Genomic DNA, 14,391 nt, shown 5'->3' with positions numbered 1-14,391 from the left:
CATGTTCCAGCCACCCACCCGACGCCGCGTGCTGAGCCTGACCGCCGGCGCCGCGGCCACAGCGACCCCGCTCATCGCCTCCGGCCCACCGGCCCAGGCCGCCCCCGCCGGCTCCCTCGCCGAAGCCGCCGCGCGAGCGCTGCCCGCCCAGCCCACCTGGGCGGTGCGGCCATTCGGCCTGGACCAGGTAACCCTCGGCGGGGGCGTCTTCCGGGCCAAGCGCGACCTGATGCTCGACTACGCCCGCGCCTACCCGTCCGACCGCATCCTGGCCGTCTTCCGCGCGAACGCCGGACTGGACACGCGCGGCGCACGGCCGCCGGGCGGCTGGGAAACCGCCGACGGCAATCTGCGCGGCCACTACGGCGGCCACTTCCTCACCCTCATCGCGCAGGCGTACGCCGACACCCGCGAGGCCGCCCTGAAGTCCAAGCTCGACTACCTGATCACGGCCCTCGGGGAGTGCCAGCAGGCCCTCGCCGAGCACGGCGACCCGAAACCCAGCCACGCCGGCTACCTGGCGGCCTACCCGGAGACCCAGTTCATCCTCCTGGAGAGCTACACGACATACCCCACCATCTGGGCGCCGTACTACACCTGCCACAAGATCATGCGCGGCCTCCTGGACGCGTACACCCTGGCCGGCAACCAGCAGGCGCTCACCATCGCCGCGAAGATGGGCGACTGGGTGCACAGCCGTCTGGGCCGGCTGCCGAAGGCGCAGCTGGAACGCATGTGGTCGATCTACATCGCCGGTGAGTACGGCGGCATGAACGAGGTCATGACCGACCTGTACGCCCTCACCGGCCGGCCGGAACACCTCGCCGCCGCCCGCTGCTTCGACAACACCACGCTGCTCAACGCCTGCGCGGAGGACCGTGACGTCCTGGAAGGCAAGCACGCCAACCAGCACATCCCGCAGTTCACCGGCTACCTCCGCCTGTTCGACCACACGGGCGACGAGACCTACGCCGCCGCTGCCCGCAACTTCTGGGGCATGGTCGAGGGCTCCCGCACCTACGCCCTGGGCGGCACCGGCCAGGGCGAGATGTTCCGCGCCCGCGGCGCCATAGCGGCGACCCTCGACGACAAGAACGCCGAGACCTGCGCCACGTACAACATGCTCAAACTGAGCCGGCAGCTCTTCTTCCACGAGCCCGACCCCGCCTACATGGACTACTACGAGCGGAGTCTGACCAACCACATCCTCGCCTCCCGCCGGGACACCCCCAGCACCGACAGCCCCGAAGTCACCTACTTCGTCGGCATGGGACCGGGCGTACGACGCGGATACGGCAACACCGGCACCTGCTGCGGCGGCACCGGCATGGAGAACCACACCAAGTACCAGGACTCCGTCTACTTCCGCTCCGCCGACGGCAACACCCTGTACGTCAACCTGTATCTGGCCTCCACCCTGCGCTGGCCGGAACGCGGCCTCGTCATCGAGCAGACGGGCGACTACCCGGCCGAGGGCGTACGCACGCTGACCTTCCGCGAGGGCGGCGGCCGACTCGCCGTCAAGCTCCGCATCCCGTCCTGGGCCACGACAGGCGTCACGGTCACGGTCAACGGAGCCCCGCAGGGGGGCCGGGCCGTTCCCGGCACCTACCTCACCCTGAACAGGAACTGGCGCCGAGGCGACCGCATCCGCCTCTCGACGCCCTACCGCCTGCACATCGAACGAGCCCTGGACGACCCGACCGTCCAGTCACTCTTCTACGGCCCGCTCCTCCTCACGGCCCAGAGCCCGGAGCAGCAATTCCGCACCTTCTCCTTCTACAAGGACTTCACGCTCCGAGGCGATCTGGCCGACGCGATCAAACCCGCCTCCCGCCCCCTGCACTTCACCACGCACAACCTCACCCTCGCCCCCTTCCACCTGGGCAACGACGCCCCCTACCACGCCTACTTCAAGCGCTCCGAACCCGTCATCGTGTTCGGCACGGCCGACTCGGGCGTCCCCAACCACGCCCGCCCCGACGGCCAGACCTTCCTCGACGCCCTGTGGCAACAGGCCCCCTTCCCGACCTCCGCCCCGTTCGTGCGCGCCGTACGCACCCTCGCGGACCGCTGGCTGTCCGAAAACCTCTTCACCCGCACCGAACGCGATCGCGTCATCACGGCCGCGAACAACGCGGACCTGAGACGCTGAACGCTTCGAAATCGCCAAATCCGGACCGGAAGTCGTCTGGACCACTTCCGAGTCTTGAACACGCCTGTCCGGGTCTGCTTGGGTGTCGACTCAATGGCCGCCATCCGGTGGCGTATTGGGGGGAATGGTTTCTGTGCTGGGCCGGCAGCGGGGCATGAACACGCCATACGACGGGCGACCTCACCGGCCCCTTCCGTCCGCCTGGATCCCGCACCGCCACTGAGCGGGCGGGCCAGGCGATCCCGGTCTCACACCCTTCACACCCCTTGATGCAGACCTGAGGAAGGTGCATGAGGTACTTCCGTCTGCTCGTTCTGGGCAACGGCATCTCGGCGTACGGCAGTTACCTGAACATGGTGGCGCTGAACGTCTTCGTCTACGACGCCACCGGAAGCGCGCTGGCCGCCGGCCTCTTCATGGCCGTACGCCTGGCTACCAGTGTCGTGTCGGGCTGGGTGAGCGGCCGGCTCGTCTCGGCCTACGACCGCAAGCGCCTGATGGTCGGCGCCGACCTGTGCCAGGCCGTGGCCCTGCTGTCGCTGCTGCTCGCGCCGGACGGGATCCGTCCCGGACTGCTGTACGTCCTGGCCGTGGTCACGGGCGGCTGCTCGACGCTCTCCCAGGTGGCCCTGCGCAGCAGCATCCCCGAGATCGTCGGCGCGGAACACCGCGTCCGGGCCAACGGGCTGCTCGTGACCGGACGTTCGCTCGCCATGATCGCCGGCTTCGCCTCATCGGGCGTGGTCGTGGCGCAACTCGGCTACTCCGCGGCGTTCGCGCTGGACGCCGCGACCTTCCTGGTCTCCGCGACCATGCTCTTCCTGCTGCCCGTCCGTACCAGGTCGGCCCCCGACGCCGCGGGCGCCGGCTCCGCGAAGGACTCCGGTGCCGCGCGCTGGACGGCCCGGATGCTGCTGGGCACCGCACCCATCCTCATGGCGATGGTCGCCATCCGGGCGGTCGACGGGCTGGGCTCCTCGTCCCACAACGTCGCCCTCCCCATCTACTCCAGCAGCCTGGACCCCGACCACCCGGCCACGTTCATCAGCCAGTTCTGGGCCACCTGGGCCATCGGCAACATCGTCGCCCAGCAGGTGATCGGCCGGGTCACCAAGAAGTCCGGACGGACCCCGGGGGAGCGGGCGTTCGCACTCGGCGCCGTTGTGATGTCGGCCGGGTTCATCGTGGTCTTCAGCGGGCTGCCGACCGTGCCCGCCGTCATCGCCGCGCTCGTCGCCGGAGCCGCCGACGGATTCACCGAGATCGTCTACGTGTCGAGGCTGCAGACCGCCCCCGACGAGCAGCGCGGCCGTCTCTTCGGACTCACCGCCTCGGTGGAGAACTTCGGGTTCGGGCTCGGCATGCTCGTCAGCGGCGCGCTCCTGGAGGCCTTCTCGCCGCTGCAGGTGGTGGGTGCCTTCCACGGCCTCGCGATCGTCCTGTGCATGATCCTGCTCGGGTGGCTGCTGCGCCGGGACAGGACAGCACCCGCACCGCCCGCTGAGGAACCGGCCGGCCGTGACCAGCCGACGGTGACGGAGGGACGCGGCTGATGAGCACCAGCGACCCCGACCCGCGGATGGCCGTCATCGGCATGGCCTTCCGGCTGCCCGGCGCCGACACGCCCGAGGACTTCTGGCGGATCATCCGGGACGGCACGGACTGCATCACCCGCTTCACCGACGAGGAACTCGCCGCCGCCGGTGTGCCTGCCGAGGAGTACGAGGCGGAGGACTTCGTCGGCGCCTCCGGGCTCCTCGACGACATCGCAGGCTTCGACGCCCAGCACTTCGCGATGAGCCCCCGCGAGGCCCAGCTCACCGACCCGCAGCACCGCATGTTCCTGGAATGCGCCCAGCACGCCCTGGAGAACGCCGGTTACCCGGACGAACGGGACGGCACCCGCGTCGGCGTCTACGCCAGCACCGGCTACCACCTGTACACCATGCAGAACTACCTGCTCAACAACGTCCTGCCCAGCGGGCCGGTGCCCGACTGGACCTCGGGCATGCAGATCACGGTCGGCAACTACGCCGACTTCACCGCCACCCGGGTCGCCTACCGGCTGGGCCTGACCGGACCCGCCGTCAACGTTCAGACAGGCTGCTCCAGTTCGCTGGTCGGAGTGCAGTCGGCCGCGCAGTCGCTGCTCATGGGGGACTGCGACATCGCGCTCGTCGGCGCCACCGCCGTCCACGTGCCGCAGGTCCTGGGCTACCGCTACGTCAAGGGCTCGATCCTGTCCCGGTCCGGACGCCTGCGCGCCTTCGACGCCGGCGCCGACGGCACCGTGGGAGGCACGGGCGTCCTGGCCGTGGTCCTGAAGCGGCTGGAGCGTGCGGTCGCCGACGGTGACACCGTCCACGGCGTCGTCCGCGGCTGGGGCATCAGCAACGACGGCGCGGACAAGAAGGCCTTCACCGCCCCGAGCGCCCAGGGCCAGCGCGCGGCCGTCCGCCAGGCCCTGCGACGCGCCGGCGTCGGCGCCGACACCATCGGCTACCTGGAGACCCACGGCACCGGCACGCTCAAGGGCGACCCGATCGAGTTCGACGGCGCCGCAAGCGCCTACCGCGAGGACACCGACCTAGACGGCTACTGCGCCCTGGGCTCGACCAAGGCCAACATCGGCCACCTCGACGCCGCCTCCGGACTGGCCGGCCTCGTCAAGACCCTGCTGGTCCTGCGCCACGGTGTCATCCCGCCGATGGCGAACTTCAGCGAACCCAACCCCCTCATCGACTTCGACCACAGCCCCTTCTACGTCCCCCGGTCCGCCCGGCCCTGGCCGAAAAGCGACATCCCCCGCCGCGCGGGCCTCACCTCACTCGGCGTGGGCGGCACCAACGTCCATCTGATCCTGGAGCAGGCCCCCGAGCCGGCGCCCAGGACCGGGCACACCGCGCCGCCGGATGTGCTGCTGGTCTCGGGGAGCAGCCGGGAGGCCCTCGCGGACAACGCCCGCGCCTTCCGCGACCGGTTGCGCCGGCCGCCCGCACCGCACCTGGCGGACCTCGTCACCACCGCCGCCCTCGGCCGCGCACACAACCGTCACCGTCTCGCGGTCCGCGGCTCTACCCCGGCAGCCCTGGCCGAGGCCCTCGACGCCTGGCTCGCCGGAACCGCCCCAGCGGCGGTCACCACGGGGACGGCATCCGGGGAGGGCACCCCGCGCGTGGCGTTCCAGTTCACCGGGCAGGGCAGCCAGTACCCCGGAATGGCCGACGCCCTCTACGCGCGTTACCCCGCGGTCCGCGAAGTGCTCGACACCTGCGAGCGGCACCACCGCGACCTCACCGGCGACTCCCTGCTCGACGCACTGCGCACACCGGACCCGGCGGACGTACCGGGGGAGGGGCCGCTCGGGGGCACGGACACCGCGCAGCCCGCGCTGTTCGCCCTGCAGTGCGCCCTCGTCCGGCTGTGGCGCGACGCCGGCGTCGAACCGCACACCGTGACCGGGCACAGCGTCGGGGAGTACGCCGCGCTGTACGCGGCCGGGGCGCTGTCCCTGGAGGACGGTCTGCGCATCACCACCGAACGGGGCCGGTTGATGTGGCAGCGCTGCGCACCGGGCGCGATGGTGGCGGCGCCGATCGACCGGGCCGCCGCCCTCGCCCTGGCCGACGAGGTTCCCGGACTGGAGCCGGCCGTGACCAACGGAGACCGGGCCCAGGTGCTCGCCGGGCCCGTCGCCGCCGTCGACCGGGTGTGCGCACTGCTGGACGAACGCGGCACACCGGGGCAGCGGCTGCCGGTGACCCGCGCCTTCCACACGGCCTTGATGGAACCGATGCTGGCGGAGTTCGAAAAGGTCCTCGACGACGTGGACTTCCGGCCGGTGCGCATCCCGTTCGTCAGCTCCCTGGACGGTGCGACCCGCCCGCCCGGCTGGATCCCCGACACCGACTACCTCCTACGCCATACCCGCGAGCCCGTCCGCTACGACGAGGCGTTGCGCGGCATCGGCACCGAGTCGCCCGGCGTCCTGCTCGAGATGGGGCCGCACACCACCCTCAGCGGTCTGGCCCGCCGGGCGCTGCCCGACGTACCGGCGCTGCCGTCCCTGCGGCGCGGCACCGGACTCGGCGTCCTCTGGGGTGCGGCGGCGGGACTGCACTGCGCGGGAGCGGACGTCGGCTGGGACGCGCTCCTGGCGGGCAGCGGTGGCAGACGCGTCCCGCTGCCCGGATACCGATTCCAGCACAAGGACCACTGGATGGGGCACCGGTCGACGCCCCCGAGTACGAGAACAGCAGCGAGAAAGGGAACCGAAGTGGTGCAGCAAGAAGCAGCGGTCGCACGGGTACTCCAGAGCATCGTCGAGGCGACCGCCCGGCACCTCGGCGGGGATCCGTCGGCGATCGTCGGCGACGCGAACTTCTTCGACCTCGGCGCCGACTCACTGCAGATGATCAGTGTGCTGCGGGAGCTGGAGCAGGCGCACCACGTCAAGGTGACGATGAGACAGCTGCTCGAGGAGACGGGCACGCCGCGTCGGCTGGCGGAGTTCATCGTCGCCCACATGCCGGACGCGACCGGGACAGCGCCGACCGAAGCCCCGGTCCAGAGGGCCGAGCCGGCACAGCCTGTGGCCCCGGCACCGGCACCCACTCCGGATCCCGTCGCACCGGTACCGGCTCCAGAGCCCGTCGCACTCGCACCGACTCCGGATCCCGCCCCCGCCCCCGCCGGCACGGCCTCCGCTCCCGAGTACGCGACCCGCGAGGAGCTGGAGGACCTCGCCCACAAGATCCAGCAGATGTCGCAGATACAGCTGCAGATGATGTCCCAGCTCTCCCAGCTGCTCGCCCTCCAGACCGCCTCGGTGACGGAGCGGCTCAACGGCAAGGTGGCCAAGTGACCGGGCTGAAAGGCATCTCCGCGGCGCTGGACCAGGACCTGGCGGCGATGACCGAACTGTCACAGCGCATCGCCGAGCAGATGGGCGCGACCGCCGCTCCGGCCCCGCGGCCGCCGCGGGTCCACGGCCCCCGTGTGACGGTCGCGAAGTCCTCCGGCATGGTCCAGGACGTCTCGCCGCACACCCAGCAGGAGCACCTGACCGACCTCGTACGCCGCTACACCGCCAGAACGCCGACCTCCAAGCGGATCGCCCAGCGCTACCGCCGTGTCCTGGCCGACAGCCGCGCCGTCGTCGGCTTCCGCAGCGGCACGAAGGAGATGCTGTACCCCATCGCCGGCCGCCGGGCGAGCGGGGCACGGCTCGAGGACGTCGACGGCAACGAGTACGTCGACATCACCATGGGCTTCGGCGTCCTGCTCTTCGGCCACGAGCCCGACTTCGTCACCGAGGCCGTGCGCGAGCACCTGTCCCGGGGCATCCAGCTCGGCCCCCGCACCATCGAGACCGGCGAGGCCGCGGAACTCCTCGCCGACCTCACCGGGCTGGAGCGGGTGGCCTTCGCGAACTCCGGTACGGAGGCGAACTCGGCGGCCATTCGCCTCGCCCGAGCCGCCACCGGCCGCGACAAGATCGTCTCGTTCCTGGGCGCGTACCACGGCCACGCCGACAACGTCCTGGGCCGCTCCTCGAACAGCGGCGCCGACCAGATCACCGTGCCCGTCTCCCGGGGCATCCCGCAGGCCGCCGTCTCCGATCTGCTGGTCCTCGACTACGGCAGCGACGCGGCCCTGGAGACGATCGCCCGGAACGCCGGCGACATCGCCGCGGTCGTCGTGGAGCCGGTGCAGAGCAGGCACCCCGAACTCCAGCCGGTCGAGTTCGTGCGCAGGCTGCGGGAGCTGACCCGCCGCCACGGCATCGTGCTCCTCTTCGACGAGATGCTGACCGGCTTCCGCCCCGCCCCACGCGGCGCGCAGGAGCTGTACGGCGTGACCCCGGACCTCGCCACATACGGAAAGCTCCTGGGCGGCGGCTTCCCCATCGGCGCCATCGCGGGCCGCGCCGACATCATGGACGGCGTCGACGGCGGCCACTGGTCCTACGGTGACGACAGTTACCCGCCCGCCGACACCACCTTCTTCGGCGGTACGTACATCCAGCACCCGGTGTCGATGGTCGCCGCCCGCGCCGTACTGACCCACCTCAAGGAGCACAGCCCGCACCTCCAGGAGCGCCTCAACGCGCGGACCGCCGACCTGGCCGCGACGCTGAACGGTTTCTTCGAGGCCGAGGAATACCCGCTGCGGATGAGCCACTTCGGCTCCCAGTTCCGCTTCGAGCACCGCGCCGACATGGAACTGCTCTACCACCACCTGATGCTGCGCGGCGTGCATGTCTGGGAGTGGCGCAACTTCTTCCTGTCCACCGCCCACTCGGACGGCGACATCGAGTTCATCGCCGACGCCGTACGGGAATCCTTGCGCGAACTGCGATCGGCGGGCTTCTTCCCGGGGACGCGGCCCGTGGCGCCGAACACAGCACCGCCGAAGACAGCACCGCCGGAACCGGCACCGGCCACTCCCGCACCGACAGCCGCCCCCGTGGCCTCCATGGCCTGGAACACCGCGGCAGTCGCCGCGCCTCGCACGCCACCCGCGAAGGAAGTCGTCCCGCGCACGCCCGACTTCAGCGTCTACTTCTTCGGCGACTACCCACAGGACACCTCGGCACCCCGCCAGGGCCAGTACGAACTCCTCATGGACGTCGCCCGGTTCGCCGACCGGCAGGGCTTTCACTCGCTGTGGATGCCCGAACGGCACTTCCACTCCTTCGGCGGTCTCTTCCCCAACCCGGCGGTGCTCGCCGCGGCGCTGTCCCGCGAGACCGAACGCATCCGGCTCAACGCGGGCTCCGTCGTCCTGCCCCTCCACGACCCCATCCGGGTCGCCGAGGAGTGGTCGATGGTCGACAACCTCTCCGGAGGCCGCGTCGGCATCGGTGTCGCCAGCGGCTGGAGCGCCAACGACTTCGTCTTCTTCCCCGACCGCTTCGGCCGGCACAAGGAGCTGATGTACGAACAGCTGGGAGAGGTAAGGAAGTTCTGGCGCGGCGACACCGTGCGCCGTACCAGCGGGGACGGCGAGGCCGAGGTGCGGCTCTTCCCCCGGCCGGTGCAGGACGCCCCGCCCCTGTACACCGCGGTGGTCGGCAACCCCGCCTCGTACGAACTCGCCGCCCGCCACGACCTGGGCATCGTCACCAACCTGATGACCCAGACCGTCGAACAGCTCCGGGACAACATCGCCCTCTACCGGCGCACCCGGGCCGCACACGGCCTGGACCCGGACGCCGGGCGCGTGGCCGTCCTGCTGCACACCTACCTCGCGGAGGACCACGACACCGCGCGGACCGAGGCGTACGAACCGCTGTCCCGCTATATGCGCGCGTCCCTGTCCGTGTTCAGCGGCGTCACCAACAGCCTCGGGCACAGCATCGACCTGGCCGACCTGAGCGAGGACGACCTGGATACCGTGTTCCGCCGCGCCTACGGCCGCTACTGCGACCAGCGCGCCCTGATCGGCACGGTGGACAGCGTGCGGCCGGTGGTGGACGCGGTGACCGCGGCCGGCGCCGACGAGATCGTCGCCCTCGTCGACTTCGGCGTCGCGGAGGACGCGCTGCGCGGGGGTCTGCCCCGCCTGGACGCCCTGCGGCGCCGCTACCGGGAACCGGCTCCCTCCGTTCCCTGTGACGCGCCGTTGTCGCCCGGCCAGGAACGGATCTGGTTCCTGGAGCGGCTCCTTCCGGGACGTACCGCCTACAACGAGGTCAAGGCCATCCGCCTCGACGGCCCACTCGACGTACCCGCATTGCACGCGGCACTGCGCGGACTCGTCGCCCGTCACGAGGGGCTGCGTACCGTCTTCCTCGAAGCCGGAGGGGAGCCCCGGCAGGTCGTGCGGGCGTCCGCTGAGCCCGACTTCGAGATCGTGGACGGCGCGCTCCAGGACGTCCTCGCGGCCGAGAGCGCACGCCGCTTCGACCTGGCGGACGGCCCGCTGTTCGTCACCCGGCTGGTCAGGCTCGCCGAGGCGGAGCACGTCCTCGTGTTGTCCCTGCACCACATCGTGGTCGACGCGGCCTCCGCCACCGTCCTCGCCCGCGACCTGTCCGCCCTCTACCGGGCCGAACGCGACTCCACCACCCCCGACCTCCCCGCCCTCACCTGGAGCTACGCCGACCACGCCCGGGAACTGGCGGCGTCCGCCAACAGCCCCGAGGCCGAGGAGGACCTGGCCTACTGGCGCCGCACCCTCGGCGGTGAGCTGCCCGTCCTGGCGCTGCCGACCGACCGGCCGCGCCCCTCGACGATGACCTCCCACGGCCGGGCGGTCTTCCACACCCTCGACCCGGAACTCTCCCGTCGCCTGCGCGAGTTGAGCCGCACGCGTCGCAGCACCCTGTTCATGACCCTGCTCGCCGGATACGCGACGATGCTGCACCGGATCACCGGACAGACGGACATCGTCGTCGGCACCCCGATCTCGGACCGTCCCGAGCGGGCCGAGGATCTGCTCGGCTTCTTCGTGAACACCCTCGCGCTGCGCCTCGACCTGTCCGGAGACCCCGCGTTCTCCGCGCTGCTGGAGCGCGTGCGCACGGTCGCCCTCGACGCATACGACCACGCGCGGGTGCCCTTCGAGACGGTGGTGCGCGAGCTCGCCCCGACCAGGGCGGTCGACCGGACCCCGGTGTTCCAGGCCTTCGCCGAGTTCCAGCGAGCCGAACCGTTCCGCTTCGACCTGCCCGGCATCGAGGCCACCCCCCTGGACGCCGGCCCGGACAAGTCCCTCACGGACCTCACCGTCTACTTCACCGACCAGCCGCACGGCATCCGCTGCCATCTGGAGTACAACACCGACCTGTTCGACCAGCACACCGTCGACCGGTTCTTCGCCACCTTCCAGGACCTGCTCACGGCAGCGGTCGAGACCCCCGAGGCACCCCTGTCACGGCTCGCCGCCCCTGCCGTCGGCACTGCGGCCGAGGGCGACCGCGTGCCGCGGTCCTGGCAGCACGGCCCTTCCCGCCCGTCGGCGGACACCACCGTCCACGCCCTCTTCGCCCGGCAGGCGGCCGCGCAGCCGAACAGCACGGCGGTGCTCAGCGGAACCTCCCGACTGACCTACCGCGAACTGGACGACCGGGCCGAGCAACTGGCCTCCGCCCTGCACGCGCGGCACACGACGGGCGGCGACGAGGCGGGGACGGTGGCCCTGTGGCTGCCGCGCTCCGCCGACCTCGTCGTCGCCATGCTCGCCGTGCTGAAGACGGGCCGCGCCTACGTCCCGCTCGACCCCTCCCTCGGCCGGGCGCGCGCCGAGCAGGTCATCGCCGAGTGCGGGGCCCGGACGCTGGTGTCGACGCGCGAAGAGGCGGCAGCCCTGAAGCTGCCCGGGCATGTGACCGTCGTTTCGCCGGACGCGACCGCACCGCGCAGGCAAGACGTCGCGTCCACCCCCGACGACCGGTCCCCGTGCTGCGTCCTCTACACCTCGGGCAGCACCGGCACGCCCAAGGGCGTCGAGGTGGCACACCGCGGCGTCGTCGACCTGTGCGAATGGCAGCACCGGCGCTTCGCCCTCACCCGGGCCGATCGCAGCGCGGTCGTGTGCAGCCAGAGCTTCGACGCCTCGCTCCTGGAGATCTGGCCGGCGCTGACCGCGGGAGCGTCGGTCGTCATCGCCGACGAGGAACTGCGCAGGGATCCGCGGTCCCTGGCCCGGTGGTACGCCGAGCAGGGCATCACCTTCTCGATCCTGCCCACCGCCCTCGGCGAGCAAGTGCTTCGCCTGCCCCCGGCCGACCAGCCGCCGCTGCGTCACCTGCTGCTCGGCGGCGACGTGCTGCGCACCCGGCCGCGGCCCGAGGCGCCGTACGAGACGGTGAACGTGTACGGGCCCACCGAGGTCACTGTGCTGTGCACCACGCACACCGTGCCCCCGCGGGGCGAGGACCCCGCCGCCGCGATCGCGCTCGGGCGCCCGGTCGACAACGTGACGCTGAGCGTGCTCGACGCGTCCGGCATGCCGGTGCCCGTCGGCACGGTGGGGGAGTTGTACGTCGGCGGCCCCGGCGTGGCCCTCGGCTATCTGCACCGCCCCGAACTCACGGCGGAGCGCTTCCTGCCGGATCCGCACGGCGGCCCGGGCGCCCGCCGGTACCGCACCGGCGACCTGGTCCGCTGGAGGGGTGACGGGACGCTGGAGTTCTGCGGCAGGGCCGACGACCAGGTGAAGATCCGGGGCTTCCGGGTCGAGCCGGAAGAGGTCTCCCGCGTGCTCAACGCCCTGGACGGGGTGCGCGAGGCGGCCGTGCTGGCCCGCCGCAACGACCGAGGCGAGGCCTACCTCGCGGCCTACGCCGTCCCCGCCGACCCGATCGGCACGGAAGCCGACGACCGGCAGGCGTTCGCCGACCTCGTGGCCGAGGAACTGGCGGCCCGGCTGCCGGAGTACCTGGTCCCGCGTGCCTGGCGGGTCCTGCCGGCCCTTCCCATGACGGGCAACGGCAAGCTGGACCGATCCGCGCTGCCGACGCCCGACCTCGTCACCACGGCCCCGGCCCCCAGGCCGGGCATCACCGTCGGCGATGCCCCCGAGGCCGGTCACCGCACGGACGTCGAGCGGCGCGTACGGCAGCTGTGGGCGGACGAGTTCGGCATCGACGCTGACGGCATCGCGGCCGACGCCTCGTTCTTCGACCTGGGCGGCCACTCGATCACCGCGATGCGGCTGGTCAACCAGGTCCGGGAGGAGTTCGGCACCGAGTACCCGATGCTGAGCTTCTACCAGGAGCCGACACTGCGGGCCATGACGGCCCAACTGACCCCGGCAGGGGGCGAGATGCCGTCGGGCCCGGGAGCCGAGTCGGACGAAGGACCCGGCTCGGTGGAACGCCGGGCACCCGCCACCGCTCAGCAGTCCCGTTTCGCCGCGGTGCACGCCGAACACCTCCTGCCCCAGGTCTTCAACGTCGCCCTGCGGATCACCCTCTCCGGAGACCTGGACGTGGCGGCCCTGCGCACGGCCCTGACCGGCCTCGTCGAGCGGCACGAGGGACTACGGACCCGTCTGGTCCCCAGCGGGGACGGCTGGGAGCAGCAGGTGCTCCGGCCCGGTGCGGTGGAGCTGCCGATCGAGGACCTCACCGCACGGCCCGCCGGGGAACGGCAGACAGCCCTGGACAAGGCCGCCACGGAGGCCACCGAAACACCGATCGACCCCGCCCACGACGCGCCGATGGCCGTGCGCCTCCTGCGCACCGGCGGGAGCACCTGGGTCCTGCTCCTCGTCCTGCACCACTCCGCCTGCGACGGCTGGTCCGTCAGCCTGCTGCTGAAGGAACTGGCCGCGCTCTACGGCGCCGCCGTGCGGGGCGAACCCCATACCCTGCCTCCCGTGCGGTGCCAGCCCGTGGAGTACGCCCACTGGCAGCAGGGCCAGGCGGACAAGGCCGCCGACGAACGCAAGCTGCGGTTCTGGCTGCGCGAACTCGACGGAGTGCCGTTCAACGTCGACCTGCCCCTGGACCGCCCGCGGCCCGAGAAGGCGAGCGGCCGGGGCGGTGCCGTGATGTTCACCGTGCCGGCCGAGGTGCGGGCCTCCGTCGAACGCCTGGCACGACAGCGGGGCACGACGCCCTTCGTGGTCACGGCGGCGGCCCTGGGCCGGCTGCTCGCGCGGAAGTCGGGGCAGACCGACGTCGTGTTCAACATCTCCTACGCCAACCGTGAACGCCGCGCGTTCGAATCCCTGCTGGCCTGCACGATCACCGGCTTCGCGCTGCCCGTGCGCGACGGAGCCGCCGGTTCCTTCGCCGGCCTCACGGACCGTATCGCCCGCACGGCGGTGGAGTGCATGGACCGGGCCATGCCGGTACGCCTGATCGCCCCCGCGCTGCGGGAGCGCACGGGCGTGGCCGTGCCGGACCGGCTGGACGTCGGCTTCGCGTACCAGAGCTCCCTGGACGCCGAGATCGAGCTGCCCGGCCTGACCACGGCCATCGAGGACCTCGCCCCCGCCGCGTCCCGCACGGAACTCACCTTCGGCCTCGTCCCGGCCGGGGACCAGCTCCAGGGCTTCGTCGAGTACTCGGCCGACCTCTGGGACCGCACCACGATCGAGGGCTGGACCCGTGACTACGTCGCCCTCCTGCGCGACGAGACCGGCAGGGTGCTCGGAGCCTGACCCCGGTCCGTGTGACCGCCCCGAGGTGCGCCCCGATCCGGCGCACCTCGCGGGCGGCGTCACGGACAAGCCCGCCGACCACGCGCGGGAACCAGACCCCGCGTCCAGACTCATTGACA

At 71.8% G+C, this 14,391-nt stretch carries 4 protein-coding genes; all 4 read left to right on the top strand.

Annotation, left to right across the window (positions count from 1 at the left end; all coding sequences use genetic code 11):
* The first annotated feature begins 1 nt into the window (after position 1).
* A complete protein-coding gene (locus OHU35_RS00675; protein ID WP_405504151.1) occupies positions 2 to 2,155 on the top strand; it encodes a glycoside hydrolase family 127 protein in 2,154 nt (717 codons plus the stop codon).
* 290 nt (positions 2,156 to 2,445) lie between these two features.
* Entirely contained in the window at positions 2,446 to 3,708 is a 1,263-nt protein-coding gene (locus OHU35_RS00670; RefSeq protein ID WP_405504150.1) for an MFS transporter, read from the top strand.
* On the top strand, positions 3,708 to 7,019 hold the full coding sequence (locus tag OHU35_RS00665; RefSeq protein ID WP_405504148.1) for a type I polyketide synthase: 3,312 nt from the start codon (positions 3,708 to 3,710) through the stop codon (positions 7,017 to 7,019). The genes OHU35_RS00670 and OHU35_RS00665 overlap by 1 nt, the downstream gene beginning before the upstream one ends.
* A complete protein-coding gene (locus OHU35_RS00660; protein ID WP_405504146.1) occupies positions 7,016 to 14,272 on the top strand; it encodes a MupA/Atu3671 family FMN-dependent luciferase-like monooxygenase in 7,257 nt (2,418 codons plus the stop codon). The genes OHU35_RS00665 and OHU35_RS00660 overlap by 4 nt, the downstream gene beginning before the upstream one ends.
* Positions 14,273 to 14,391 lie beyond the last annotated feature (119 nt).

The organism is Streptomyces purpurascens (assembly GCF_045040895.1).
GTDB lineage: Bacteria > Actinomycetota > Actinomycetes > Streptomycetales > Streptomycetaceae > Streptomyces > Streptomyces purpurascens.
This window is presented reverse-complemented; position numbering and strand designations above follow the sequence as displayed.